The organism is Prauserella muralis (assembly GCF_003202285.1).
GTDB classification, from domain to species: domain Bacteria; phylum Actinomycetota; class Actinomycetes; order Mycobacteriales; family Pseudonocardiaceae; genus Prauserella_B; species Prauserella_B muralis.
Window position 1 is genome coordinate 573,379 of sequence record NZ_MASW01000007.1, and the last position, 26,045, is coordinate 599,423.

The 26,045-nt window shown below is 68.5% G+C and carries 23 protein-coding genes and 2 pseudogenes; 12 read left to right on the top strand and 13 right to left on the bottom strand.

Annotated features, from left to right (window positions below):
- Positions 1–23: 23 nt before the first annotated feature.
- The 7 genes from BAY60_RS32360 to BAY60_RS32390 form a co-directional block, all read right to left on the bottom strand.
- On the bottom strand, positions 24–446 hold the full coding sequence (locus BAY60_RS32360; RefSeq protein ID WP_146771119.1) for a hypothetical protein: 423 nt from the start codon (positions 444–446) through the stop codon (positions 24–26).
- A complete protein-coding gene (locus BAY60_RS32365; RefSeq protein ID WP_112285188.1) occupies positions 446–1,363 on the bottom strand; it encodes a hypothetical protein in 918 nt (305 codons plus the stop codon). The genes BAY60_RS32360 and BAY60_RS32365 overlap by 1 nt, the downstream gene beginning before the upstream one ends.
- A gap of 611 nt (positions 1,364–1,974) precedes the next feature.
- Positions 1,975–2,970: an NADPH:quinone oxidoreductase family protein gene (locus BAY60_RS32370; protein WP_112285189.1), complete on the bottom strand. Its 996-nt coding sequence runs from the start codon at positions 2,968–2,970 to the stop codon at positions 1,975–1,977.
- A gap of 208 nt (positions 2,971–3,178) precedes the next feature.
- The gene (locus BAY60_RS32375) at positions 3,179–4,168 is read right to left on the bottom strand and encodes a cyclase family protein (RefSeq protein ID WP_112285190.1); all 990 of its coding nucleotides are present in this window, start codon (positions 4,166–4,168) and stop codon (positions 3,179–3,181) included.
- Positions 4,165–5,697, bottom strand: a complete 1,533-nt coding sequence (locus BAY60_RS32380; RefSeq protein WP_112285191.1) for a long-chain-fatty-acid--CoA ligase — start codon at positions 5,695–5,697, stop codon at positions 4,165–4,167. The genes BAY60_RS32375 and BAY60_RS32380 overlap by 4 nt, the downstream gene beginning before the upstream one ends.
- A gap of 7 nt (positions 5,698–5,704) precedes the next feature.
- The gene (locus tag BAY60_RS32385) at positions 5,705–6,484 is read right to left on the bottom strand and encodes an SDR family NAD(P)-dependent oxidoreductase (protein ID WP_170160630.1); all 780 of its coding nucleotides are present in this window, start codon (positions 6,482–6,484) and stop codon (positions 5,705–5,707) included.
- A complete protein-coding gene (locus BAY60_RS32390; protein ID WP_112285193.1) occupies positions 6,481–7,767 on the bottom strand; it encodes an alpha/beta hydrolase in 1,287 nt (428 codons plus the stop codon). The genes BAY60_RS32385 and BAY60_RS32390 overlap by 4 nt, the downstream gene beginning before the upstream one ends.
- 182 nt (positions 7,768–7,949) lie before the next feature.
- On the opposite strand from BAY60_RS32390, the gene BAY60_RS32395 reads away from it, so the two are divergent.
- Positions 7,950–8,444 (top strand): TetR-like C-terminal domain-containing protein, encoded by a 495-nt coding sequence (locus BAY60_RS32395; protein WP_170160631.1) that lies wholly within the window; start codon positions 7,950–7,952, stop codon positions 8,442–8,444.
- 57 nt (positions 8,445–8,501) lie between these two features.
- Here the strand turns inward: BAY60_RS32395 and BAY60_RS32400 are convergent, their stop codons facing one another.
- Positions 8,502–9,818: an MFS transporter gene (locus tag BAY60_RS32400; RefSeq protein ID WP_112285195.1), complete on the bottom strand. Its 1,317-nt coding sequence runs from the start codon at positions 9,816–9,818 to the stop codon at positions 8,502–8,504.
- Between the two features lie 343 nt (positions 9,819–10,161).
- A complete protein-coding gene (locus BAY60_RS37405; RefSeq protein WP_170160632.1) occupies positions 10,162–10,320 on the bottom strand; it encodes a hypothetical protein in 159 nt (52 codons plus the stop codon).
- Between the two features lie 558 nt (positions 10,321–10,878).
- On the opposite strand from BAY60_RS37405, the pseudogene BAY60_RS38655 reads away from it, so the two are divergent.
- The 4 genes and pseudogenes from BAY60_RS38655 to BAY60_RS32420 all read left to right on the top strand — a co-directional run.
- Positions 10,879–11,013: pseudogene (locus tag BAY60_RS38655) on the top strand (IS30 family transposase); the annotation flags it as partial.
- Positions 10,994–11,308 (top strand): integrase core domain-containing protein, encoded by a 315-nt coding sequence (locus BAY60_RS32410; RefSeq protein WP_112285196.1) that lies wholly within the window; start codon positions 10,994–10,996, stop codon positions 11,306–11,308. The pseudogene BAY60_RS38655 and the gene BAY60_RS32410, both read left to right, overlap by 20 nt.
- A gap of 187 nt (positions 11,309–11,495) precedes the next feature.
- Positions 11,496–12,757 (top strand): annotated as a pseudogene (locus tag BAY60_RS32415) (IS256 family transposase).
- Positions 12,758–12,962: 205 nt separating this feature from the next.
- The gene (locus tag BAY60_RS32420) at positions 12,963–13,511 is read left to right on the top strand and encodes a peptidoglycan-binding domain-containing protein (RefSeq protein WP_112285197.1); all 549 of its coding nucleotides are present in this window, start codon (positions 12,963–12,965) and stop codon (positions 13,509–13,511) included.
- Positions 13,512–13,558: 47 nt separating this feature from the next.
- On the opposite strand, the gene BAY60_RS32425 is transcribed toward BAY60_RS32420, so the two are convergent.
- Both BAY60_RS32425 and BAY60_RS32430 read right to left on the bottom strand, forming a co-directional pair.
- Positions 13,559–14,032 (bottom strand): hypothetical protein, encoded by a 474-nt coding sequence (locus tag BAY60_RS32425; protein ID WP_170160633.1) that lies wholly within the window; start codon positions 14,030–14,032, stop codon positions 13,559–13,561.
- Positions 14,033–14,111: 79 nt separating this feature from the next.
- Positions 14,112–14,651 (bottom strand): TetR/AcrR family transcriptional regulator, encoded by a 540-nt coding sequence (locus BAY60_RS32430; protein ID WP_245992903.1) that lies wholly within the window; start codon positions 14,649–14,651, stop codon positions 14,112–14,114.
- Positions 14,652–14,768: 117 nt separating this feature from the next.
- Here BAY60_RS32430 and BAY60_RS32435 point away from each other — a divergent pair, with 117 nt between their 5' ends.
- The 6 genes from BAY60_RS32435 to BAY60_RS32460 all read left to right on the top strand — a co-directional run bounded on the left by BAY60_RS32435 (position 14,769) and on the right by BAY60_RS32460 (position 21,942).
- A complete protein-coding gene (locus tag BAY60_RS32435) occupies positions 14,769–15,665 on the top strand; it encodes an NmrA/HSCARG family protein (protein ID WP_245992904.1) in 897 nt (298 codons plus the stop codon).
- 42 nt (positions 15,666–15,707) lie between these two features.
- On the top strand, positions 15,708–17,219 hold the full coding sequence (locus tag BAY60_RS32440) for a carboxylesterase/lipase family protein (RefSeq protein WP_112285200.1): 1,512 nt from the start codon (positions 15,708–15,710) through the stop codon (positions 17,217–17,219).
- A gap of 122 nt (positions 17,220–17,341) precedes the next feature.
- Positions 17,342–17,851 carry a GNAT family N-acetyltransferase gene (locus BAY60_RS32445; RefSeq protein ID WP_245992905.1) on the top strand — a complete coding sequence of 170 codons (510 nt, stop codon included), beginning with the start codon at positions 17,342–17,344 and terminating at the stop codon, positions 17,849–17,851.
- Positions 17,852–18,136: 285 nt separating this feature from the next.
- A complete protein-coding gene (locus BAY60_RS32450; RefSeq protein WP_112285202.1) occupies positions 18,137–18,751 on the top strand; it encodes a hypothetical protein in 615 nt (204 codons plus the stop codon).
- Between the two features lie 113 nt (positions 18,752–18,864).
- Positions 18,865–20,265, top strand: coding sequence for an MFS transporter (locus tag BAY60_RS32455; protein ID WP_211330537.1), 1,401 nt, complete (start codon positions 18,865–18,867; stop codon positions 20,263–20,265).
- Positions 20,266–20,436: 171 nt separating this feature from the next.
- Positions 20,437–21,942, top strand: a complete 1,506-nt coding sequence (locus BAY60_RS32460) for a SulP family inorganic anion transporter (RefSeq protein ID WP_112285204.1) — start codon at positions 20,437–20,439, stop codon at positions 21,940–21,942.
- A gap of 45 nt (positions 21,943–21,987) precedes the next feature.
- Here BAY60_RS32460 and BAY60_RS32465 read toward each other — a convergent pair whose 3' ends face one another.
- Complete coding sequence (locus tag BAY60_RS32465) at positions 21,988–22,626, bottom strand: antibiotic biosynthesis monooxygenase (RefSeq protein WP_112285205.1); 639 nt, start codon at positions 22,624–22,626, stop codon at positions 21,988–21,990.
- 77 nt (positions 22,627–22,703) lie between these two features.
- Between BAY60_RS32465 and BAY60_RS32470 the strand changes: the two genes are divergently transcribed.
- Positions 22,704–23,414, top strand: a complete 711-nt coding sequence (locus tag BAY60_RS32470; RefSeq protein ID WP_112285206.1) for a polyamine aminopropyltransferase — start codon at positions 22,704–22,706, stop codon at positions 23,412–23,414.
- 98 nt (positions 23,415–23,512) lie between these two features.
- Here BAY60_RS32470 and BAY60_RS32475 read toward each other — a convergent pair whose 3' ends face one another.
- Positions 23,513–25,990: an alkaline phosphatase D family protein gene (locus tag BAY60_RS32475; protein WP_425466511.1), complete on the bottom strand. Its 2,478-nt coding sequence runs from the start codon at positions 25,988–25,990 to the stop codon at positions 23,513–23,515.
- Between the last annotated feature and the right edge of the window lie 55 nt (positions 25,991–26,045).

The following is a 26,045-nucleotide window of genomic DNA, read 5'->3' on the forward strand; positions in this document are numbered from 1 at the left end:
CGTCATCTGTGTTCACCTATGGGCTATGCCCACGCCTTCCACTCGTCACTGAACGACTGCCATGGATGCCGTCCGGAGTCGTGGTGGTTCATCAGCTGTGCGACGCCTTCAGCCCACATCGGGAGGTCTGCCAACTCGAGCAGTAGCCGACGCTGCATCTCAGCCCAACGCAGCTCCATGGTTCGAGTGCCGCGGTTGGCGCGAAGCACGACCTCGTGCGGCTGGATGGTGTCCTGATCGCGAGGAAGTACCCACTTCGCGGTGAGACCGACATCGTCCAGCGCTGCCAGCAGCGGCTCGCTGGACATCGTCACGAAGTACATGGCGTAGTCGGTGATCAGCCGCGCGCACACCGCGGGTGCAAGGGGGATAGATCGACCACGGAGGCATCGTTGGCGAGCGCGCCACGAGGTCATCGCTGCGCGCAAAGACCAGGTGCCCGCCATCAAGGGATGCGAGCCCGTTTGACGGCCTGGAGATGTTCGGCGGCCGTCCGGTCGATGAGTTCGCCTGCTGACCACAGGTCGTAACCGTGGACGATGTCGGTCGCCACGAGTGCCCGGCCGCCTGGAACCTTTATCCCTTGGACGCCACGGTCGTGGGCGCGATCGAAGGCTGTTCCCAACAGATGGAGATGCGTCTTGTACGGGATGTTGAGCGGCACCAGTCGGCCGGGAAGATCGCCGGGTAACGGCCCACCGGAGCGGATCGCTTCCTCGGCCATCCGCTGGCGGCGCAGTTGCCGCGACACAGTGCAGCTGGGATTGGACTTGATCTCGTGCAGATACGCCTCGTATTCGTTGCCGATCTCCCTGAACGAGGTGGCGTCGCCGATGGTCAAGCACGAGGTGAGGTCGTGAAGCAGGACGAACCGACCTTCGTCACGCCACCAGTTGATCACGAACTCGCGTTCGGCGACCAAGCCCTTCTTTCCGGCCATCGGGCCAGGGTGCTGATTCCGGGAGAGTGCGATGATGACGCGCCGGTCGTAGCTGAACACCCGCCAGGCCAGACCGTCAGCGACCGACCGCAGCTGACGGTCGACTCGCTCACAGACATCCGCTTCCAGATCCCAGGTCTCAGGGCTGGTCACCGGGTCGGTGGACCTCAGATCGGGGGCGTCGGCTGGCACGGCTTTGCCTTGCCGAAGCAGCTTCGCAACGCGCCGACACCCTGCTCGATGTTCTTGGACCTCCAACACTCGCGCGAGCAGATCTTGCTGGAAGTTGTAGAAGTCCTCGGCACTCCGACATTGCCGCAACGCGGTGATCAGCCGGACCAGGGTGCCGACGCCGTCCTGATGAATCGGGTGTCGGAAGATCCGGTTCGTTCGTTCGAGCGGCATGTCGTTGAGCAGCGGCATCTACGCAGCTTCTCACGACACCGCCGAATGCCAGATCAATCAGCGGGCCAGCCGCTCGCCAGGTCGACCGAAAAGCCGTGAAACAGGGAGAATGGCACCGCATCCTGCGTCCACCAGTCGATCATCAAGCGGACTGGTAAATGCCGACCTGGAAAAAAGCGACGGAGTTGACGGGTGGGTCGCGATCCCCCTTGATGCTGAAGTACCTATGGGCGGGACTCTCGTGAATAGTCTGACCAGCGAGTTCGGTGCGAGACGCAGATCTTCGTCCGGCTGGTTGAACGGACCTCACCTCCTGACAAGTCGCGTATTTTGAAATCTTTCGCAGTGACGCACCGTTGGTTGGGCATCCCCAGTCGACGCTCGCAAGGGCCGCGAAGCCGCACGCGGTTCCGGCAGAAATCCAGTCCCGTTGAGGCCAGTACATCGAGGGCCCTTCGGCTAGGTGATGACTCACCCATCCTGACTATTGATGACTCGCCGTGAAAAATGCCAATACGTGATGTCCGTAGACCGGTTCGGCATACCAACAGAAGCGGTCGTCGTAACGGCCGTACAGCTACCGCGATCTCGACACCACTCGCGGAGGGCGGCGGCGAGGAGGTTCTCGTTCATCCGGGCACTCCCGCGTCGTACACGACTCTGCCGACGGTCGCGCCGTCGGCGAGATGCTGCACGCCGGCCGCCACCTCGGCGAGCGGCAACCGCTTGCTGACGAGCGGGGCGATCAGGCATCGGTCGGCCAGCGCGGTCAGCACCCGGTGGCACTCTCGGACCGCAGGCGGGTCGTAGGAGTTGTAGAGGCCCCAGTGCAGGCCCACGATCGAGTAGTTCTTGACGAGCGCGTGGTTGAGGGCGGCCGACTGGATGTCGCCGCCCGCGAATCCGACCACCAGGATCCGGCCCTCGAACGCGACGCACTTGGTGGAGCGCGCGTAGGTCTCGCCGCCGACCGGGTCGTAGACGACGTCGGCGCCGCGGCCACGGGTCTCCGCCTTGACGACCTCGACGAAGTCCGCCTCGTGCCGGTCGACCACGACGTCGGCACCCAGCTGGCGAGCGACCGCGGCCTTCTCGGGTCCCCCGACGACGCCGATGACCCGGGCGCCCGCCGCCTTACCGAGCTGGATCGCCGCACTGCCCACTCCACCCGCCGCGGCGTGCACCAGCAGGGTCTCACCTTCCCGGATCGCGGACCGCCGATGGAGCCCGAACCAGCCGGTCTGGTATCCGATGTAGAGGCTCGCGGCCTGGGCGTCGTTGAGCGAGGCTGGTGCCGGGAAGGTGGTCGCGACGTCCATCAGGGCCAGCTCGCCGAAGCCACCGAACGGCAGTACGGCGCCGCCCAGGACCCGGTCGCCGACCCGGAACCCGGCCACCTCGCCGCCAGTCGCGACGACCTCGCCGCACAGTTCGACACCGGGGGTGAACGGCAGGTCGGGCTTGACCTGATAGAGACCGCGGCACATCAGGGCGTCGGGAAAGTTCGCCGGTGACGCGAGCACCTTCACCACGAGCTGGCCCGGCCCCGGATCCGGGTCGGCGACCTCGACGAGCCTCATCACCTTGGCCGGCTCACCGAGCTCGGCCACCTGCCACGCCCTCATCGGGCCTCCTCGCTCTCCAGGCAACGCAGCAATGTGTTCATGCCGGCGATCCAGTGGGCTCGCACGGCTGCGGTCGTATTCCCTCACGTCGGGTGCGACAGGATCAGGAACCGGTCGCCCGGCGGCCGGGAACGGTTCGCCTCGGTCACGATCCTTCGATGATGCGCACGCCGGGCTGCCGACGCAGTCCCGGCGAACTGTCCGGCCGTCACTTCACGGCGATCGGGTTCGTCGGCGATCCGACGGCACCGGTGATCGGCAGCGGCTGAGCCATCAGCATGAACTTGTAGCGCCCGTCGGCAGCGCAGTCCTCGGCGAGCGCGTCGACGTCCCAGATCTCGCCGACCGGCATGCCCATGTGGGCCAGGGCGACCAGGTGTAGCGGCTGCATGATGTCGATCTCGTTGGGCCGCACCTCGACGCCCCACGTGTCGCTCGCGACGGCACCGATGTTGTGCTCGTACAGCCACGGCGCGGTGTGCAGCGAAAGGCCCGGCGCCGACCCGCCCGCGTAGTCGCGCCAGTTGCCTCGACGTTCGCCGAGCATCCCCGTGCGGATCACGATCGTGTCGCCCGTGGCGATCTCCACGCCCTGAGCGGCAGCGGTCCCGTCGAGATCGTCGATCGTAATCGCGTAGCCCGGCTCGAGGAAGTCCACTCCCTTGTACCGCGCCACGTCGAGCAGCACGCCACGACCGACGAACTTGTCCCGGAACGCGGTGATCGCGTTGAAGGCGGCTCCGTTCGCGGTCACGAGCTGGGCCGGCCGATTGTTGTACATCCGTCCCTGCCAGAAGATGTGGGCGAGGCTGTCCCACTGCGTACCGGCCTGGTTGGGGGTGATGAGCATGTCGTCGGCGAAGCCGAAACCCTTGGCCCTTCCCCAGCCATCCGGCAGCTCCTCCTGGACGCCGCTTCCATGGTCGGTGCCGGACGCGGTGACGACGTTGACAGGGTTGAAGCGCAGCCCGTTCCCCGGTTGTGGCCCCTTCGCGTCGAACGGCAGAGCGAGCGAGATGACCTTGCCCTCGGTCACCAGAGCGACCGCGGCCTTCACCTGCTCGGGCCCGACGTGATTGATGGTGCCGAGTTCGTCGTCAGCCCCCCAGCGACCCCAGTTGGAGTACTTGGCGATGTAGTCCTCGAGCACGTCCCTGCCGGTGAACTCGACGCCGGTGATGGACGGATGTGTGGTCATGGTTCCTCGCTCCTTGTCGTTGTGGCGCGCAGCTCGCGCTTGAGAACCTTTCCCGTCGCGCCCTTCGGCAACTCGTCCACAAGATGAAAGGAGCGCGGGTACTTGTATGCCGCGAGACGCGCACGACAGTGCTCGTCGAGGTCGCGGACGCCGGTGCGGCCACCCGCCGTGAGGACGACGTAGGCTTCGATCTCCTCGCCGAGGCGTCCGTCGGGCCGGCCGACGACGGCTGCCTCCACGACGTCGGGATGTGCGTAGAGCACCTCTTCGACCTCGCGGGGATAGACGTTGTAACCGCCGCGGATGATCAGGTCCTTCAGCCGGTCGACCACGTAGAAATAGCCATCCTCGTCCCGGTAGCCGAGGTCACCGGTGTGGAACCAGCCGTCCCGAATCGCCGCCGCGGTGTCGTCGGGCTTGCCGAGATAGCCCTTCATGACGTTGTGTCCGCGGACGGTGATCTCCCCGATGTGTTCCCCGCCGGGCGGGCACTCGTCGCCGTCGGCATCGACCACGCGCATCTCGATACCCCACACGGGCCGTCCGATCGATCCGACCTTTCGCTGCTCGGCGTCGATGTTGAAGCTCGCGACGCTCGCCGTCTCCGACAGGCCGTAGCCCTCGAGCACCACCAGCCCCGGGTATTTCTCCTCGATCCCGCGGATCACTTCGGTCGGCATCGAGGCGCCGCCCGACATTCCTCGCCGCAGGCTGCCGACCTCGCGCCCCCGGACGTCGGCGTGCAGCAGGGCGACGTACATGGTCGGCACGCCCGAGAACACGGTGATCCGGTACTGCCCGATCGCGTCGATCACCGCTTCGGCGGAGAACCGGCGCATGAGCACGAGCGGGACGCCATACCGAACCGCGACGTTCAACACACTCGAGAGCCCGAACACGTGGAAGAGCGGAAGCACACCGGTCATCACGTCCCCGGGCCCGAGCCCGAGCAGCTCGCCGGTCACGGTGCAGTTCATGTAGAGCTGGAAGTGGGTCAGCTCCGCACCTTTGGGCTGGCCCGTGGTGCCGCTCGTGTACAGCACCACCGCCGCGTCGTCAGGCCCGGTGGCGTGGCTGAGGTCGGCCGGTGCGGCCTCGAGCAGTGCTGAGAAGTCGAGCTCGCCAGGGCCGGCACCGCCACCAACCACGACGAGCCGCACACCGCCGGCTCCCCGCGCTCCCGCACGAGCCGATGCCAAGGCCGACGCGTGCGCGATCAGGACGGTGGCGCCGCTGTCGGTGATCTGATAAGCGACTTCCCGCGGAGCCAGCACCGGATTGACAGGCACCATCGTGAGGCCTGCTTTGAGGATGGCGAAGTAGGCGTAGACGAACTCGGCGACGTTCGGCAGCTGGATCATCACGCGATCGCCGGGTCGCAGTCCCATCGTGGTCAGTCCCGCGGCCACCCGCCGGGCCCGATCGTCAACGTGGCCGAAGGTGAGAGCCTCGTCGCCCACGTAGAGCAACGGACGGTCTGGGTCCGTGGCGGCAGTGAAGTCGAGGATGCTCGCCAGGTTGAAGCTCACGTCGACCTCAGTTCATCGCGTAGCCGGCGGCCACGGTGAGGTCGACGCCGGTGATGCCGGACGCCGCACCGGACGCCAGGAACTCGACTGCGCGCGCCACCTCGTCGGCATCCGCGTTCCGCCCGAGCGCCGCCTGCCGAGCGAACGCGGCCCGGACCTCGGCTTCGCTCCGACCGGTCGCCTGCGCCTGGGACGAGACCACCCAGTCGAACCGCTCCCCGGTGACAGCGCCCGGTGACACGAGGTTCACCCGGATTCCACACGGACCCGCGTCCGCGGCCAGGGTGCGCGTCAGCCCGATCAGGGCCGCCTTGCTCGCGGCATACGGGGTGCGGTGGGCCAAGGGGTTCCTCGCCGTGACGGACCCGACATTGACGACCGCTCCGCCACCTCGCTCGATCATCAGCGGGAGCACGGCCCGGCACACGAGGTAGACGCCGCGGACGTTGACGGCGAAGGTCTCGTCCCACGCGTCGGGCTCGATCTCCCACAGCGGCAGCGACGGTCCTCCGACGCCGCTGTTGTTGACGAGCGCAGCCGGGCGCACGCCGCCGTCCACCAGTGCGGCGACCAGCCCCCGCACGGATGACTCGTCCGTCACGTCGACGGTGTGGGTATCCACGCGCCCGCCAGCGGCGACGATCCGGGCGGCCGTGGCCTCGAGACCCTGGCGGTTGCGGCTGGCGGCCACGACATGCCACCCGGACGCGGCCATCGTCAGGGCAACCGACCTGCCGATACCCTGGCTTGCCCCGGTGATCAGCGCGACGTGCCCTTCGCCGCTCACGACGTCACCTCGGACGAGTCGTCGGCGCTCCGGTGCCGACGCACGAGGTCGTCGACGGCCTCCGGGTGGGCGCCCAGCCACCAGTCCGGTTCCGCGGACCCGCGCGAGACCTCACCGCCGGCGCGCACATAGCCGCGAACGTCGCGTCCACCGTCGAACTCACCGGCAAGCGCACGCCGCAGCCACTCGGCGCCGAACGTGGTCATCTCGCCTCCGATGCCGCCCAGCGGGTGGAACTCGTCCTCGTGGACCCGGATCTCCTTAGGACATTCGAGCAGTTCGTACAGCGCGAGGGTTTCCTCGATCGGCACGAGTTCGTCGAACTCGCCGACATCCATCAGCACGGGGCACGAGATCTTCGGCGCGAGCGACCACAGATTCATCTTGGTGCCGAGCTCGGCGTCGAAGAGCTCCTCGTCGGTGTAGCCGGCCATGGCCATGAAGTTCGTCTTGAAGTTCGGTTGCGCTCCGTTGAAGAGCTTGCCGAAGTCGCCGTAGACACCCATGAAGCCGGCGACCGCGCGCAGGCGGGAGTCGTGAGCCGCGGCCCGCATGCCCCAGTAGGTACTCATGCTCATCCCGAGCAGGCCGATGCGATTGGCGTCGACCTCGGGGCGTTCGACCAGGTAGTCGATGAAACGGGAGACCGCGCGCTCGGGATTCGTGAGCGTTACCGTGGTTCCGCGTAGGCGCGACTCTCCCATGCCCGGCAGGTCGACGGCCAGCGCCACGTAGCCCTGATCCGCGAAGAGCCGTTGCCCGACCTGGAGCAAGTCTTCCTTGGTCATGTCCATGCCGGGGCTGAGCAGGACGGCGGGAAGGTCCCGAACCTGACCGGCCGGGAGATGCAGTAGCGCGAAGACCGGACTTCCCTCGAAATCAAGTTCGACGCGCTCGATCCGTCCCTTGCGTAGTTGGGCCATCTTGGCGACGGCGGCGTCGCACCGCTCCCGGAGCGCCCGTTTGCGTGAGTCGACGGTGTAGATCGAGTACTGAGCACGGCTCCACAGCAACGCAGCTCGGAGGTACAGCGCGTATGCCGTCTCCACGAAGCCGTCCTGCTCGTACTCGTTCGCGCTGCGCTCGACCTCGGCAGCGACACGGGACCAGGCTTTGGGCAGCATCGAGCCGGCCTTGGCTCGCGCTCCGACGCTCTCGAGATCGTGAGGGTCGTAGCCCAGTCCCTGGAACGCCTTGAACCCGTCGGGATGCAGGACGTCGAATCCTCCGGTCCGGATTCCCAGGTCGAGGATCCAGCTCTGGCTCTCGCCACGGATGGTCATGGCCACTCCCTATCGTCAGGTACCGGGACACAGGTCACGTCGCACTGGGCGACCGTAGAAAGAAACCGAACACAAACGCAATCGTCTGTGCGTTAAGCTGCACCATGGCCTCAAACAAGATCGTCCGGAGACCAGGCGGCCGAACAGCGCGCACTCGCGCCGCCGTGCACCAGGCTGTCGAGTTGCTGCTGATCGAGGGCGGGCTCGCGAGCGTCACCATCCCAGCGGTCGCCGCGCGGTCCGGCGTTCACCACACCAGCATCTACCGTCGCTGGGGGACGGTGCAGAACCTGTTGCTTGACGTCATCCTCACGAGCTTGATCCGCGTGGTGCCGACGCCCGACACCGGCTCGCTACGTGAAGACGTCCGCCAGTTCGCCCGCGAGGCCGCCCACGCCTTTCAGGACCCGCTACGGGCGGCGCTCGCTCAGGCCTTCTTCGCGCTGCCCGCCGACGACAGCGCGAGTCGGCGGCGATACTGGGCTCGCCGCTACGAGACGCTGCGCCCGATGTTCGACCGGGCAGAAGGTCGCGGTGAGAACCCTCCTGCCCCGGAGGATGTTGTCGAGCACATCCTGGCTCCGCTGTACTTCAGGCGCTTCGTCACGGCCCGTCCGGTCACCAACCGCTTTCTCGACGCGCTGGTCAACGACGCACTCCGCAGCTCGGCACGCTGACCCCTGGCCCGATCGCGGCGATCGACGCCCCGAGTTCTGGTTCCGGTTTACCCGAGGTCACCGCGCGAGTTGCTCTCCTCGGGTTTCCCGCGTCACCGCGAGCGTCAAGAGCCCGAGCAGCGCACCGGCGATGCCCCACACGCCGGGTGCGGCGTCCCAGTTCGTCATCAGAATGAGCTGTCCGCATACGTACGGACCGGCGACGGCGACGATGGTCCCGAGGTTGAAGCCGATCGAGGTGGCCGTGTAGCGCGTACGGGCCGGGACGAGCTCCGAGACCGTGGCATAGACAGCAGCCGCCATGAAGGGCTCGATCGCGAGGAACACCAGTACGGCGGGCGCCACCGCGGCGAGACTCGTCGTCGACGCGACGAACATGTACAGCGGCAGCGACAGGAGCAGATACGCCGTGAAACCGATCAAGGCGATCGGCCTGCGCCCAATCCGCTCACTGACCCGACCCATGACCGGGATCAGCGCCGCAGTCAGCAGTATGAGCCCGCCGAGCGTCGCATAAACGGGAACGGGGGACATCTTCTGGGTTTGAATAAGGTAGACACCCAGGTAGATCTTGCCGAGCACGGAGGGCGCCAACAGGCCGACGGTCAGGCCGGTGATGCGAAGGATGTCCGGCAAATGCCCCCGCAGAGCATTGCGGATGGGCGTTCGCGTGACCTCCTTGGCGGCGAGAATCGCCTGAAACTCCGGGGAATCCTCAAGTCGCCGACGGAGCAGAAAGCACGCGGCCGTGAGGGGAATACTCAGCAGGAACGGAACCCGCCATCCCCACGATTCCATGGACGAAGTGAAGATCGCACTTGATGCTGCCGTGACCAGCGCAGCGAGGCCAAGCCCGATCGCCACCCCGAGGGCCGGAAGCGAAGCGTATACGGCGCGCCGGTTCGGCGGCGCCGACTCGACGATGAACGTCAGCGCGCCAGTGAGTTCTCCTCCTGCCGAGAAACCCTGCACCAGCCGCAACACCACCAAGAGTATCGGGGCAAGCACGCCGATCTGATCGTACGTCGGCAGCAGGCCGACGAGGCTGGCGGCGCCACCCATCAGGAAGATCGTCGTCATCAGAACGGGCCGCCGGCCGAAGCGGTCGCCCAGGGCACCGAATATCAGCCCACCCACGGGGCGCGCGACGTAGCCGCCGACATAGACGGCGAGCGCGGCGAGGGTTGAGGCGAAAACATCGCCGGCGGGAAAGAACAATGGCGCGAAGACAACGGCAAGATAGGCGTAGATCGTGAACTCGTAGAACTCCACAGCACTACCGAGCATGCTGGCCCACATGGCCCGGCGACGCGAGGTGGGGCTGACCGTGATGGCTTGCTGAGCAGCGGCTTCTCGATTCGTGCTGGGCTTCATCACTCTTCCTTCGGCGTTGAAGGGAACTTGCCAACCCGACCGAGGACGACCGGGTTGGAGTCGCAGAAATCGTGGCCCTCAGGAGAGGGAGGGACTACCGGCTGCGGCGACAACCGGCCCCTGCCAGTTGACCACCGGAGGCACCAGGTGGTTTTCGAAACCGCCAAGGACACACTGGCCCGATTTCTTCAGCCATTCAGCCATCATCGGGCAAATCTCCGTCTCGTTGGCATCGCACCTGTCAACGTTCGACGTCGGCGAAGGAAAGCACAGGTGATCACGGGACGTGGCCCGTCGCTTCCGGCAGCAGGTGTGAGCAACGCCCGCTGCCGGCGGTTCGACGTCAATCCGCGTCGGCCGCCACAGCATGGACATCGTGATCGCTGACCGAGCCCGCAGCCCCGGGAACCGCCTTGAGTCCATCGGGGTGCAAGACATCGAACCACGCGGCCGGGCGCTCCGGGTCGAGAATCCGGCTGTGGCTCTCACTGCGAATGTTCATGCCCACTCCTCGCCGTCGGGTGCCGAGACGCACGTCACGTCGCCTTGAGCGACCGTAGAAAGGCGCGGCTACAAACGCAAGCCCATGTGCGTTAAGGGGCCTGGCATGCTCGAGCGGCTGGCCACTGAAGCTTCGTGCCTTCCCTGCTGGTGATCATTCGGCCACGGCCTTGACCGGCCCGTCGAACAACGTCGCCGTCGGGCACCTCCCGAGGATCGCAGGCCTCGTCAAGATTCGGGCCGATACTCGCCGGACACGTCGGCACCGGCCGTGGCTCAGGAGTCAACGTGGTCGCGTGTCGCTGGGCTTTCCCGCCACGGCGGCTGGTGTCGTCTTCCGGGAGATGCGAGACAGTGCGGTCCCACCTGATGATTGACAGTGTCCAGACTCGGTTGGTTATGGCTGCCAATCGCTGGTTCGCCGATGTCGATTCAGCCGGACGGCAGCGAACTCGTCGTAGTGGTCAACTCGTACGGCACCAAGATATGCCAGAGCGCGCGAGATCGGGCCCTCACCAGTCGGCGGTACCTCAATGTCGTCGTCGCCTTAGTGCAGAGGGCCGAGGACCTCGAAGCAGTGGCTCTCGCGCTCAACAACCGGCCCCGCAAGAGCCTCGACTGGAAGACCCCAGCCGAAGTGTTCGACGAACAACTACGCTCGCTCCGACAACCCGGTGTTGCAACGACCGGTTGAACCCAGGCAATACACGTCTGCCGAGTATCTCGCCAAACTCAACGAGCTGGGGCTGCGGCATTCCCTCGGTCGAACCGGGATCTGTTGGGACAACGCCCTTGCCGAGTCGTTCTTCGCCAGCCTGAAGAACGAACGTGTTCACCATATGGTGTATCCCACACGAAAGAAGGCCAAGCAAGACATTGCCCGCTATATCGAACTGCACTATAATCGGCGGCGAATCCATTCAGGGCTTGATTACCGGACTCCGCACGAAGTCCGCAACGACTACCTGAATCAGCAGCTCGCCGCATAACAGGACGCAAACTCAGCAGTGCGGAAAACGCGCGGCGGCCCAATCGCGGCCACACCGCACTCGGCGGACACCCCCCAACCAGCCGCGTTCCCAACCTTTCAGGTCAATACAGGGCGTGTCCTACCGGCTGTGTAAGTGACGTGGCTCGACTCTGAACTGCGGAAGCGGTTCGGGAAGGGACCACGTGATGACGAATTCCGATTCAGTGCCGGCGGGCAGGGCTGCTCGACCGGCTGCGGAAGAGTCGCTGATCGACGGTGCGCTGGCTGATCAGCTGCTGGCGAAGGCCGAAGCCGAAGGGGTCGAATTGCTCGGCCCGGACGGCCTGCTGTCCCAGGTGACCAAGGCCGTGCTGGAGCGGGCCCTGGGCGAGGAGCTCACCGAGCACCTGGGCTACGAGAAGCACGACCCGGCCGGTCGCGGGTCTGGCAACTCCCGCAACGGCGCCACGGGGAAGAGGCTGCTGACCGAGGCCGGCGCGGTCGACCTGCAGGTGCCGCGAGACCGGCGGGGCAGCTTCGAACCGAAGATCGTGCGCAAGGGCCAGACCCGCCTGGACGGGTTCAACGACCGGATCATCGCCCTCTACGCGCGCGGGATGACCACCCGCGACATCCGGGCCCACCTGCGGGAGATCTACGGGGTGGAGGTCAGCCCGGATCTGATCAGCCGAGTCACCGACGCCATCGTCGACGAACTCACCGAATGGCAGTCCCGCCCGCTGGATGCGGTGTTTCCGGTGGTGTTCATCGACGCCCTGATGGTCAAGATCCGCACCTGGCCATCGGGATCGACTGCGAGGGCGCCAAGCAGGTGCTGGGCATGTGGGTGGGTGCCTCCACCGGTGAGTCGGCGAAGTTCTGGATGTCGGTGCTCGCGGAGTTGCGTAACCGCGGGGTGCGGGACGTGTGCATCCTGTGCTGCGACGGGCTATCCGGGCTGCCGGAAGCGGCGACCACCGTGTGGCCCCAGGTGACCGTGCAGTTGTGCGTGGTGCACCTGATCCGCGCCTCGCTGCGCTACGCGTCTCGCAAGTACTGGCCGGCGTTGGCCAAGGACCTCAAGGCGATCTACACCGCCAGCGACGAGGCCGCGGCCGCCGCCGCGCTGGAGGCCTTCGCCGAGCAGTGGGAGGCCCGCTACCCGGCGATCGTGCGGCTGTGGCGAACCCACTGGCAGGAGTTCACGCCATTCCTGGCGTTCCCGCCCGAGGTCAGGCGGGCGATCTATACGACGAATCTGATCGAGTCGCTCAATGCCCGACTGCGGAAGGTCACCCGCAACCGTGGCCAGTTCCCGTCCGAGCAGGCCGCGCTGAAGGTGCTCTACCTCGCCGTCCGCAACCTCGAGGACTACCGCACGCCGAACATCGGCATCCGAACATCGGGCTGGAAACAAGTACTGCAAGCGTTCACCATCTATTTCGAAGGGCGGATCCCCGCCCCATGACCGCCACGATCACTTACACAGGCGGCCGGACGCTCCCCCGACACACGCAGCCATCGAGCCCGGCTAGTTTGTCCGCGTAGGGGTCGGCGTACGACGTGTGGAGCCGTCTGGCGAATCGTCGCTGCGTCCGGATGCAATGACAGGACAGCTGATGGGGAAAAAGATGACGTCCACGGGCACAGGGAGATGGCGCCGTCGAGGTGGCTTGGCGCTGATCGTCGCGATTGGTGTGAGTATCGGTATGGCGCCGGGTACGGCCTCGGCGTATAACAGCTATACCGGCGCGGCGTACGTCAAGGACAGTTGGTCGACCAGCTCTGCCGAAGGCGTCGTGAACCTGAATACCAACGACCAGTCCGGTGCAACCTGTCTGTGGCAGGCGATACTGTGGGCGGACGGTGCGTGGATCGCCGACAAGGGTCGGCGGTTCTACCAGTCCGATATCGATGGCATTTTCGGTTGGGACAGCCATCAGGCGACGAGGAGCTGGCAGAACAGGCACGGCCTGTCCGTGGACGGATCCGCCGGCAAGTACTCCTGGGCCAGGGCCGAGCGTCAGCTGACCTACTGGAGTGGCGGCGGCGATACTGCTCGCACGTATTACAGGGGCAAGAAGCCGAACGGCGCGGACACCGGCCGCGGCTTCTGGCTGACGAGAGACTCCCAGGGCCGGTGGAGCTTCGACGAGCCGGGAACCGGCCGGAACATCTACGCGTCGTACGAAACCAGCACGAAGAAGTCTCGTTGCCTCTGACCCGGGCTCCTCTGTGTTCACTGCATCTGTGTCCACTGTCGGCACCCTCAGCAGGCAGGCTGTCGGCCCAGCGGCGTGGTGAAGGTCTGGTCGCTGGTGGACGGTTGCTCGCCGAGGGGGTCGTCGGTGGCGATCCGGGTACCGCCGGCCTGTCCGGACCTGGACCGGGGCACGGCGACGGTGGTGGCGCGGCCGAGCGCGTCGTCGGTGTAGCTGGTGGTGAACGCGACGGGGTCGGTGCCGCGCGGGTCGATGGCGGCGGTGACGAGTCCGGCTCGTCGGGGTCGGTGCGGGTGACGAGGTTCCGGATCCGGTGTGGACGGTGCCGTCGGCGTTGCGGCCGAGGGTGCGCACGGGTTGTCGAGCGCGTCGTAGGTGATTTCGGCGCTGCGGAGCACGGTGTCGCCGTCGCGGTCGGTGGCCCCGACCGGGCGGCCGGTGTTGTCGTAGCGGCTGGTGGTGCTGAACCGGCCGTGGCCGGAGGTGCGGGGTGCCAGTTGGTCGCGGGCCGCGGGCGACACCACTGCCTGGGGCGGAACCCCCGCGGTTCCGCCCCAGGTGGGCGTTGGTGATCCCGCCGGTGATCCGGCGTGACGGCCGTCAGCTCAGCGCGCCCACCAGGGCCACATCGAGCAGGCGCCGCGCTGTCGACGCGTCGCCTTCGGCGACGAGCGATACGGCCGTCACCAGGGTCAGCAGGTCGTCCGCAGACACTTCGGGACGGATGGCGGCCGCGGTGTGCGCACGGTTCACCAGGACCGTCGTCGCATCGCGGATCACCGCGTGACATGCCTCGCCGGCACCGAGCGAAGCTGCCAGGCCACGGGTCTCCGCCGCGGCGGCCGTCAACTCTTCCAGCCAGGTGATGATTCCCGTCCGGGGCTCGCCATCGGCCAGCTCCTCGGCTCGCCGGCGAAGGTGATCGAGCGAGCCTTGGAACACCTCGTCGAGCAGCGCGTGCCGGGAGGAGAAGTGCCGGTGCAGGGTGGCGGACCCCACACCGGCTTCGCGGGCGATCTCCTCGAGAGAGACGTCGGCGCCGTCCCTGGCAACGAGCGCCGCGGCCGCCGCGACGAGCCGCTCGTGGTTGCGCTGCCAGTCCGCACGCTGCGACCTGATCTTGGCGTTCACCAGCTGCACGACCTCTCACCCTGGACAAAACGGAGGGACTCCCCATATTGTAGCGACGACAAAACGGGGCCCCACCCCATTTAGTGGATCGAGAGGATCGCTGTGCCCACGCCACCATCAGTCACGTTGATCACCGGAGCGACCGGAAGGCAGGGCGGCGCCGTGGCACGCGCCCTGCTGAGCGGCGGCGTTGGGGTCCACGCCCTGGTCCGCGACCCCACCTCCGAGCAGGCCGGCGCTCTCAGCGCCCTCGGCGCCGTCCTCGTCCGCGGCGACCTCGACGATCTCCCGTCGCTCAAGGCAGCCCTCGATGGCGCCCGCGCGGTGTTCTCCGTGCAGCCGCCCGATCTCACCGACCCGGCCGGCGACTCCGAAGTGCGACGCGGACGCAATCTCGTCCAGGCCGCCCTCGCGGCGGGTGTCGAACACATCGTGCACACCTCGGTCTCGGGCGCGGGCACCGTCGACCTCGACAACTTCGACGAATCCCGGTGGGGCGTGCACACGGGCCAGTACTACCGCAGCAAGGCCGCGGTCGAAGACCTCGTGCGGGCGGCGGGTTTCCCGCAGTGGACAATCCTGAGACCGGCCACCTTCATGGAGAACTTCCTCCGGCCGTCGCTCTACTTCGCAGACATGACGTCCGACCGGCTCGTCGTCGCCGTCGACCCGGACGTCCGGCTCCCCTTCGTCGCGGTGGACGACATCGGAACGGCCGCTGCCGCGGCCTTCACCGAGCCGGGGCGCTTCCACGGCGTCGAACTCGAACTGGCCGGGGACGTGCTGAGCTTCCGCGAGGCCGCACAGATGCTGTCGCGTGCCTTCGGGACGACCCTCGAGCTCCCCGCGAGCCCGGATGACGTGCCGGTGGCCGGACCCATGGCGGCGTTGTTCCAGGGCCAGCGGTACATGAGTGCGCATCCGGCACCCGCGCGTCCTGAGCTCGCCACCGAGCTGGGTGTGCCGACGACGCTCTTTCACCGGTGGGCCATGGCCCACGGGCACAACTCGGCCGGGACCTGAACGACAGCCCCAGCCCAGAGATTGCAGGAGGAAACGATGGCAATGACGCCAACCTGCACGCGCGTTCGGGTCACGTTGCATTCGGGTGTCGTAGAAGGGTCAACCGACGGGAGCGTGACGCGGTTTCTCGGCATCCCTTTCGCCGCGGCTCCGTTCGGAGCTCGCCGGTTGGCCCCACCGCAACCGGTCGAGCCATGGGATGGGGTGCGGCCCGCGCTCGAGTACGGGCCGACGGCCCCGAAGGCGCCTTACCCTCCCCAGTTCCGTGCCCTCCTGCCGGAGATCGACATCCCCGGCGAGGAATGCCTGAACCTCAACATCTGGACCCCTGATCCCTCCGCCGAGGGCCTCCCCGTGCTGGTGTTCATCCACGGCGGTGCTTTCGTGGCGGGCTCCGGATCCGTGCACCAGTACGACGGCTCGGCGTTCGCCAGCGACGGCGTCGTCTGCGTCACCATCAACTACCGGCTGGGCGCGGAAGGTTTCCTTCACCTCGGCGACGGCGAGGCCAACCTCGGCCTCCTCGACCAGCTCGCCGCGCTCGAGTGGGTTCAGCAGAACATCGCGGCATTCGGCGGTGACCCCGGCGCGGTCACCCTGGCCGGTGAGTCCGCGGGAGCGATGAGCGTGACCACACTGCTCTCCATGGAGCGCAGCCGCGGCCTCTTCGCCCGGGCCATCGCGCAGAGCGGTGGTGCGCTGCACATCCTCACCGACGAGCTGGGGCGGACGGTCGGTCTGCGCCTCGCCGAGCGCCTGGCGGTGGAGCCTGCTCGCGCCGCTCTGAGGCGGATCGAACCCGCGGTGCTGGCCTGCGCCGCCGACGAGGTGGTGCGAGACGTTCAAGGGATGCCCGACCCCGCCCGGTGGGGGTTCCTGGCGCTGACGTTGACCCCGTTCGCCCCCAGCGTCGACGGCGAGGTGCTGTCGGCCCATCCGCTCACGGCGTTCCGATCCGGCGCAGGGTCCTCGGTGCCGTTGCTGACCGGCTGGAACCGTGACGAAGGGCGATTCTTCCTCGTGGCGGACGGGACGATCGACGCAGTCGACGACGCAAGGCTGACTGCTGCCGCCCAGAGCTACGGGCTGCCGGAGAGCGGCCTCGAGTTGTACCGCCGCAACCGGCCCGGTGCCTCGGCGGGTGACGTGCTCGCGGCCGTCTTCGGCGACTGGATGTTCGCCATGCCCGCGATCCGGGTGGCCGAGGTCCGAGGGCGCACAGCGAAGACCTGGGTCTACCGGTTCGACCACCCGCAGGATCGTTCGAACCACGGTTTCGGCCCTGCGCACGCCACTGAGCTCCCCTACGTCTTCGACACGATCCACCAGCGGCCCACCCGAGCACTCATCGGGGACTCGCCTTCGCGCGAAGTGGCCGACACGGTCCACGGCACCTGGGTGCGCTTCATCCGGGAGGGTGATCCGGGTTGGCCCGCCTACCGGCCGGACGAACGGTGCGTGGGCGTGCTCGCGCAGGACCTTCGACAGGAGGTCGATCCAGCGAGTGCGGAACGGCGAGCGTGGGACGCTGCGCGCCTGCCGTCAAGCACGTGAGGTGCGCCGGACGCGCGCCAGCCTCAACACGGAGCACCTCCGTTCGGCACGTGATCACAACGCCGTCGATCTCGATGCCACCCGGCTGAGGCCCAACCAGGATCTCGCCATGAACGAGCGGCGTGCGAAGGCAGCGGTCTGCCGGTGCAGCACACATCCATGAAGGGAAAATCGTTGTGACCGTGACCATCGCGGAAGAACCGTGGGACAGCGCGGACGGCGTCCGGCTGCGCCGGGCCATGCAGGCCGAACTGGCCGCCCGCTACAACATGCCCGACCAGGAAACCGAGCCGCCGAACGCCGAAACCATCACCGTGTTCCTGATCGCCCGTGCCGGCGGCGGCGACGCGACCGGCTGTGGTGCCCTGCGGCTGCTGGACGACGGCAGGGCCGAGATCAAACGGATGCATGTGGCCCCGCAGGCCCGCGGCACCGGTGTGGCAACCCGCATCCTCCGTGCACTGGAAGACCACGCCCGCCAGCACGGGGCCGACACAGTGGTCCTGGCGACCGGCATCAAGCAGCCCGACGCGATCCGGTTCTACGAGCGTGAGGGCTACCAACCGATCGACGGCTACGGGCCGTACCTCGGGGAACCGCTGGCCAAATGCTTCACCCTCCAACTCGGCTGAAGGACGAAGCAGCCGGCGTCGCCGCCGGCCATGGTCGTCCCGCGCACCAGGCAGCGCTCGTCACCGGCGAGCGAAACCTCCCACGGTGCGTGGCCGATGTGCGCATCTTGATCGGCCAACTCCGGAAGCCGAAGCGCCAGGCTGCTCGTGCCGGGCGGGGCGACCATGCGCGAGGTGACGGACCAGCGCGGCCACGCCATCATCACCACGACCGCGAACATTTCCCCGCGCACGACGGTGCGGGCTGGCAGGATTCACTCAATCCGACGGCGAACGGGGGCCGGTGTGATCCGCACGAGGGGGATCGTCGTGGTGACGGCGGCGGTGGCGATGCTCGGCGGCTGCGGCAGTGACGTCCGCGGTGAGACACCCAGCGCCGGGCCGGACGCCACGGTGGCCGAGGGTCCACTGGCCGGTCTGGATGGCGACACGCTCTGCGGCATGGTCGAGCTTCCCCTGCTCGAGCGACAGTTCGGCGAACCGTTCGCCGGCGCCCTGGGCGGGGTGAACCCGCCGGAACAGGACGGCTCGGTCGTGTGCAGCTACCAGTCCCAGGCGTTCCTCGACGCGGAGCCCGCCGACCTCGCGGACACACGTCAGGTCACCACCAAGGTGACACCCGTGCCGGGTGAGCCGACCGCGCAGGACGCCCTCGACGCGGCGCTGACCGACAACGGTGAGCCGGTCTCCTACGAGCCGGTGGACGGGTTGGGCGAGGTCGCCGGCTATGCCGGTAGTGACCTGGACGTCGGCTCCGGGGGCAGCTATCTGGTCGCCATCATCGAGGCCGACGGCGCGTTCGTGGAGGTCGTCACGAAGGCGGACCCGGAAGGCACGGTCCGGCAGCTGCGGCCGATCGCCGAGGAGTTGCTCCCGAAGGTGGAGTCCGAGCTGCCGTAGGCGAACACCGCGCGGACGGCACGCGGCCATCGCGCCGTGGCCCCACCTGGTCCAGACCCGAGTTTATGATACGCCTGTATCATAAACTCGGAGGGTCGACAGGGGGTGAGGCCGTGCTGCTTGGACTTGTCTGCGGGGCGCAGTTCATGGTCGTGCTCGACATCTCGGTCGTGAACGTCGCGCTCCCCTCGATCGAGCACGGACTCGGCTTCACACCCGCACGTCTGCAATGGGTGGTGAACGCCTATGCCTTGCCCTACGCGGGTTTCCTTCTGCTCGGAGGCAGGCTCGCCGACCTGCTCGGCCACAGGCGGGTCTTCCTCGCCGGTCTCGCACTGTTCACGGTCGCGAGTCTCGCGGGCGGGCTCGCGACCTCGGCCGAGATTCTGGTCGCGGCGCGCGCCGCGCAGGGCCTCGGTGCGGCCGTGCTGGCCCCGGCCACCTTGACGATTCTCACGACGTCCTTTCCCGAGGGCACCCGGCGTACCCGCGCGCTGGCGACCTGGACCGCGGCCGGGCTGGCGGGCGGCGCCGCGGGCAACCTCGCCGGAGGGCTGCTCACCGAGGTCCTGTCCTGGCGCTGGACCCTGCTGATCAACGTGCCGCTCGGCGCGCTGGGCATGGTGCTGAGCGTGCGGTGGATTCGCGACGGCAACCCCGCCGGACGACGGCGCCTGGACGTCGGTGGCGCCGTGCTCGCGACGACCGGCCTCGCGGCACTCACCTACGGCGTGTCGCGGGCGCAGGAGCACGGCTGGGGCGCACCGCGACCCGTGCTCGGGCTGACCGCCGGTGCCCTGCTGCTCGTCGCGTTCGTCGTCGTCGAGACACGGGTCGCCACGGAACCGCTGCTCCCGCTGAGGCTGTTCCGGCTGCGCACGGTCTCCGTCGGCAACACGGCGATGCTGCTCGCCGGCGCGTGCCTGAATCCCATGTGGTTCTTCCTGACGTTGAGCATGCAGCGTGTGCTGAACTACAGCCCGCTGCTGACCGGCCTCGCCTTCCTGCCGCACACGGTTGTCGCGATCGTCGTCGGGGTCCGGCTGACACCGTGGCTGATGCGCCGCGTCCAGGCCCGCACGCTCGTCGCGACCGGTGCGGTCATCGCCGCGGCGGGCTTCGCCTGGCAGAGCACGCTCACCCCCGGCAGCGGGTACGTCGCCGGCATCCTCGGCCCGGCACTCGTGTTCTCACTCGGCAGCGGGCTGCTCACCACGCCCATCACGACGACCGTCACCAGCGGCCTCGCCACGGCCGACGCGGGTGCCGCCTCCGGGTTGATGAACACCACCAAGCAGTTCGGCGCCGCACTCGGACTCGCCGTCCTCGTCACCACCACGACAACCACAACCACGGCAGCGACGCGAGCCGGCCTCGCGACGAGCTACGGCCGCGCCTTCCTCGCCATCGCCGCGGCCCTGGTCGTCGTCGCGGCGCTGGCCTTCGCGCTGCCCGCCGGGAAAGGCCGTGTGCCCGGCCGCGAGAACGCGCCGGCCGCAGAGAAGGTTCACTGACGACACCCGCACATCCGGCGCGGCACGTGCGCACCCGGCGATCACGTCGGATCAGGATCACACCTCCGGCGACACTACCCTCGCGTAAGGGTATGGTTGACGGGCACGGTGCGAGCCCCGCTGGAGCGGCTCCCGGCTGTCCTCGTCTTTCCCGACTCCCGAAAGAAGCTGATGTCGCTTCCTGCTGTCTCGCGTCCGCGGAGCCGGCGTGTCCGGCTCCGTCGCCCCGCCTGGCTCTCCCCGCGTGTGTTGCGCACCGAGGCGCTGTCCGGCCTCGTGGTCGCACTCGCCTTGATCCCCGAAGCGGTGTCGTTCTCCATCATCGCCGGAGTGGATCCCCGGCTTGGCCTGTTCGCCTCGTTCACCATGGCGGTGACGATCGCGTTCACCGGCGGCCGCCCCGCGATGATCTCCGCCGCGACCGGCGCGATCGCCCTCGTCCTCGCGCCACTCGTGCGTGGCCACGGTGTGGAGTACCTGCTCGCCGCCGTCGTCCTCGGCGGCCTGATCCAGGTGCTGCTCGCGGTGGCCGGAGTGGCCCGGCTCATGCGCTTCCTGCCCCGCAGCGTGATGGTCGGCTTCGTCAACGCATTGGCGATCCTCATCTTCCTCGCGCAGCTGCCCTACCTCATCGACGTGCCCTGGCCGGTCTACCCGCTGCTCGGCGTCGGACTGCTCGTCATGATCGGCCTGCCCAAGCTGACCAAGGCCGTTCCCGCACCGCTGGTGGCCATCGTCGCGCTCACCACCTTCACCGTCGCGGCGGGAGTCGCCGTGCCCACCGTCGGCGACGAGGGCGAGCTGCCGGACAGCCTGCCCGTGCTGGGGATACCCGCGGTGCCGCTGACGTTCGAGACGCTGACGATCATCGCCCCCTTCGCGCTCGCCATGGCGCTGGTCGGGCTGATGGAGTCGCTGATGACGGCCAAGCTCGTCGACGACCTCACCGACACCCACTCCGACAAGACCCGCGAATCCCGGGGGCAGGGCATCGCCAACATCGTCACCGGATTCCTCGGTGGCATGGGCGGCTGCGCCATGATCGGCCAGACCATGATCAACGTGAAGTCCGGGGCCCGCACCCGCGCCTCCACGTTCCTCGCCGGCGTGTTCCTGCTCGTCCTCGTCGTCGCCCTCGGCGAGATCGTCGCCCTGATCCCCATGGCCGCGCTCGTCGGCGTCATGATCATGGTGGCGGTCGGCACCTTCGACTGGCACAGCATCCATCCGAAGACCCTGCTGCGGATGCCCAAGAGCGAGACCACCGTGATGCTGGCCACCGTGGCCGTCACCGTGGCCACCCACAACCTCGCCATTGGCGTCATCGCCGGCGTGCTCGTCGCCATGGTGCTCTTCGCGCGCCGCGTCGCCCACCTGGTCAGCGTCGACAGCGTCCTCGACCCCGACGGCACCACCAGGATCTACCACGTCACCGGCCAGCTGTTCTTCGCCTCCAGCAACGACCTCGTCTTCCAGTTCGACTACGCGGGCGACCCCCCGAACGTCGTCATCGACCTCTCCGACGCCCACATCTGGGACGCCTCCACCGTCGCCTCTCTCGACGCCATCACCACCAAGTACGAGGCCCGCGGCACCACCGTGACCATCACCGGCATGAACCCCGACAGCGAACAACGCCACGCCACCCTCGCCGGCAACCTCACCAGCGCCCACTGAGCGGGGCCGTCCCCGTTGCCGTTCGGGCAGTCGGTTCTCTGCGTGTCAAAGCCGGGCGTGGAGGCGGTACCTGCGGCCGCGGGTCGGCCGCACTCCCGGGGTCTCGGTGCTGATGCGATACAGCTCGTCGAGGTCGGCCCCGTCCGCGGCCGCATCGTGGGCGGCCAGATCTGTCCACTCGGCATAGTTGAGCACGCGGGAGCCATCGACGCTGTGGTGGAAGTGCGCCGCCACCGCACCCGGCAGCGGACCGATGCGAGCCGAACACGCGATCAGCGCATCGGTGAGGTGCCGCTGCCGCTCCGGACCGTCCACATCGAACGTCGCGGTGATGACACAGCCGGGTGACTCCCCACCGGTGCCGATGCTGCGGTCCAGCCGATAGCGCACGCCCCGCCGGAGGTCGACGCCGGCCGCGGGCGCCGATGCCTCCGCGGCCCATCGGCAGTGCGCGTCGCCGTCAGCCCACTGCGTGTAGAGCAGTATCGTCTCGTCGTCACCACTGAGAAAGCAGCTCAGCGACAGCAGCCCGTCGGGCCATGCCGCGCGGGTCCACTCGGCTAGAGTCGCCTCGGCGAGCTCTCGCTGCCGGTCAGCCGAGCCGGCATGGACCGAGCCGATCACGACCGAACCGACGTCGGGCCTGGTCACGTCGGGCAGCTGAGCCGACACCGTCGAGCGCATGACTGGACACGGTGGCAGCAGGCGGCAGCGCGGGCAACCGATTATCCACCGCACAGCACACAGGACGAGGTGAGCACGTGGCCGCACGATTCCAGGAGCTCGACTGGCGCTCGACGCCGATGGGCGAGCTGTCGCTGCGCCGACGCCGGGACCCCACGGTGGACAAGGATGTCTACGAGATCAAACTGAACGACGAGTTCCTCATGTCCAGCCTGTTCACCGTCTCGGAGACCGAACTCGGCCGACGGGCCCTCGCGCACCTCACCGGCGGCGACCTCGACGTCGCCATCGGGGGACTCGGGCTCGGCTACACCGCGCAGGCCGTTCTCGAGGACACCCGGGTACGCTCGCTGATCGTCATCGACGCCCTCGCCGAGGTCATCGAATGGCACGAGCGCGGGCTCATCCCCGTCGGCGCCGCCCTCACCTCCGACCCGCGATGCCGGTTGCTCCACGGCGACTTCTTCGGCATGGTGACCTCCGAAGCCGGCCTCGACCCGCACCGTCCCGGCCGCCGATTCGACGCCGTCGTCGTGGACATCGACCATTCACCACAGCACCTGCTGCACCCCAGCCACGCCGCCTTCTACCAACCCGGCGGCCTGGGCGCACTCCGCACCCGGCTACGCCCCGGCGGCGTGTTCGCCCTCTGGTCCAACGACCCACCCGACCAGCCGTTCACCACACTCCTGGAACGACACTTCACCCGGGTCGACGCCGAGGTCGTCACCTTCGACAACCCCCTGCAGCAACGAGCGGCCACCAGCACCATCTACCTCGCCCGCTGAACGCGCGGTCACCCGTCCGGCCCGTTCGCCGGACTGCGGGGAATCCGGCAAGGTCCACAAGGGACAGATGCTCGCGCGTCCCGCTGACGGTCTCTGCGTCAGCGCCCCGCGCGGTACAGCTGCGCCAGCACGGCGAACGGGTCGGCCGCGCCGCCGCTGTCCACCGCGACGATCCGCCGGCGGAGCCGGAACTGCTCGGCCGGCGCGATCTCCACGGCGAGCATGCTCATCACCCAGTTGCCTGTCGCGGCGGCCAGCAGGCCCGCCGGGTTCGCGTCGTAGAGGAGGCCGTAGGTCTGCGGGTCCGTTCCGGTCATGCCGATCCAGGGCTCCGAGGGCGAGTACTCCCGGGGGCTGCCGTAGGGCGTCGTGATGGTCCCGTGGCCCGGGATCCCGGTGCACTGCCCCGCCCCGTCGTGGTCGATGGCGTCGCCGATCCAGGGCGCGACCGGTGCGGAGCCCGTGTTGCGGAACAGCGACTCGGCGGCGACCCAGGAGACGTCCGGCTCGATCGTGTAGGTCGTCTCGACGGCCAGCGCGGGGAAGTCGGTCGACGCGCCCGTCGCCCGCACCACGGCGCGCGCGGGCCCGGCCTCGGTCACCTCGACCCGCTCGTAGCGCACGGTCGCCTGCTGCCACGCCTCGGTGCCCTGCGGCCGCGCGGCCGAGGCGTAGGTCAGGTTGATCCAGTCGAGCTGGTCGGTCCGCCCGCGCACGGCCATGTCGAGCACCTTCCCGCGCGTGGTGCCGAGCAGCTGGCCGTCCTCGGTCACGGCGGCGACGGCCATCGCCAGTGCCGCGTTCTCCAGGATCACGTCCGACTCGCCGGCCTCGACGCGGGCACCGGCCAGCCGCTTGCCGGTACCCGCGACCGCGCCCGTGACCCGGGGCAGGGCGACGTCGACCCGGACGAGGCGGTCCTCGGTGAGCGTGACGGTGCGCGTGGCGGTCTGGTAGCAGCCCGCGGTGGCGACGACGTCGTAGGTGCCCGCGGTGACCAGCAGCCGGTACTCGCCGTCGGCGTCGGTGCTGCCGGTGCTCGCGACGGTTCCGTCGGCCGCCCTCGCCAGCACGGCGACGCCCGCCAGCGGCGTGCCGTCCGTGGCGTCGGTGACCGTGCCGCTGACGCCGTCGCCTGCGTCGTCGACCCGGCGTGCCCCCGCGACGCCGTCGGCGACGACGAACGACGCCAGCGTGAAGGCGGGCCCTGCCGCGGCGGCGGGGTCGTTGACGACCTGGATGTCGGTGCGCCACTGCGACGGGGTCACCGTGCAGCGGGCGTAGCCGCGGTGGTCGCCGTCGAAGAACCGCACGTGCGGGTTCGCCCCCAGCGCCGCGGCGACGTCGTCGCGCCAGCCGCAGCCGGAGCTGATCGACGTGCCGACGAACTCCGTCGCCAGCGTCTCCGAGCCGGGGTCGGCGAAGTCGGCCTTGAGGTCGTTGACCCACGACGAGTGCCAGTCGCCCGATACGACGACCACATTGGACGGTCGCTGCTCGGCGAGGAAGGCGAACAGCCGGTCCCGGGCGGCCGCGTAGCCGTCCCACTGGTCGTGGTTGATGCTCACGCCCTCGCCGGTGTCGTAGTCGAAGAAGGCCATGATGGTCTGCTGCGCGATGACGTTCCACCGCGCCCGCGAGCCGGCGAGCACGTCGAACAGCCAGCGTTCCTGCTCGTCCCCCGTCATCGTCCGCTCCGGGTCGAGCGCGTCCGGGTCGCGGGGTGCGATGAAGCGGCCGTCGGCCTGGTCGGTCCGGTGCTGGCGCGTGTCCAGCACCACCAGTGAGAGCAGCTCGCCGAACGTCAGTGACCGGTACAGCGTCATGTCGGGGCCCGACGGCCTGGCCGCGACGCGCAGAGGCAGGTGCTCGTAGTAGGCCTGGAAGGCGTTGGCCCTCAGCGCGCGGAAGTCCGGGGTGGAGTCCTGCGGGATGTCGCCCGCCCAGTTGTTGTCCACCTCGTGGTCGTCGAAGGTGGTGACGAAGGGAAACGCCGCGTGGGCGGCCCGCAGGTCCGGCGAGGTCTTGTACCGGGCGTGCAGCACCCGGAAGTCGGCCAGGGTCCGGGTGCTGCCACCCTCGTAGATGTAGTCGCCGACGTGCACCACGAAGTCGAGGTCGTCGGCGGCCATGGCGCGGTAGGCCGCGTACCGGCCGCCCGTCCACGCCTGGCAGGAGGCGAGGCCGAACGTCAGCTTCTCCACGGCCGTCCCGGGCGCGGGCGCGGTCCTGGTCCTGCCGACCGGGCTGACCGCCGTGCCCGCGCGGAAGCGATAGAAGTAGTCCCGGCCCGGCCGCAGCCCGGTGATCTCCGGATGCACACTGTGGCCGAGCTCAGGCGTCGCCTCCACGGCCCCGCGGCGGACGATGCGGGTGAACCGCTCGTCCTCGGCGACCTCGTAGCGCACCCCGAACGGCTCGGCGGGCATGCCGCCCCTGCCGTCGGCGGCCAGCGGATCGGGAGCCAGCCTCGTCCACAGCACAACGCCATCGGGCAGGGGGTCGCCGGAGGCGACTCCCAGGGTGAACGGATCGCCCAGTGCGGGTGGCAGCGCCCGCGCCGTGCCACTGTGCATGGCTCCGGTGCCCAGCAGCACCGCGGTGGTGCTCACGCCGCTGAGCTCCAGGAAC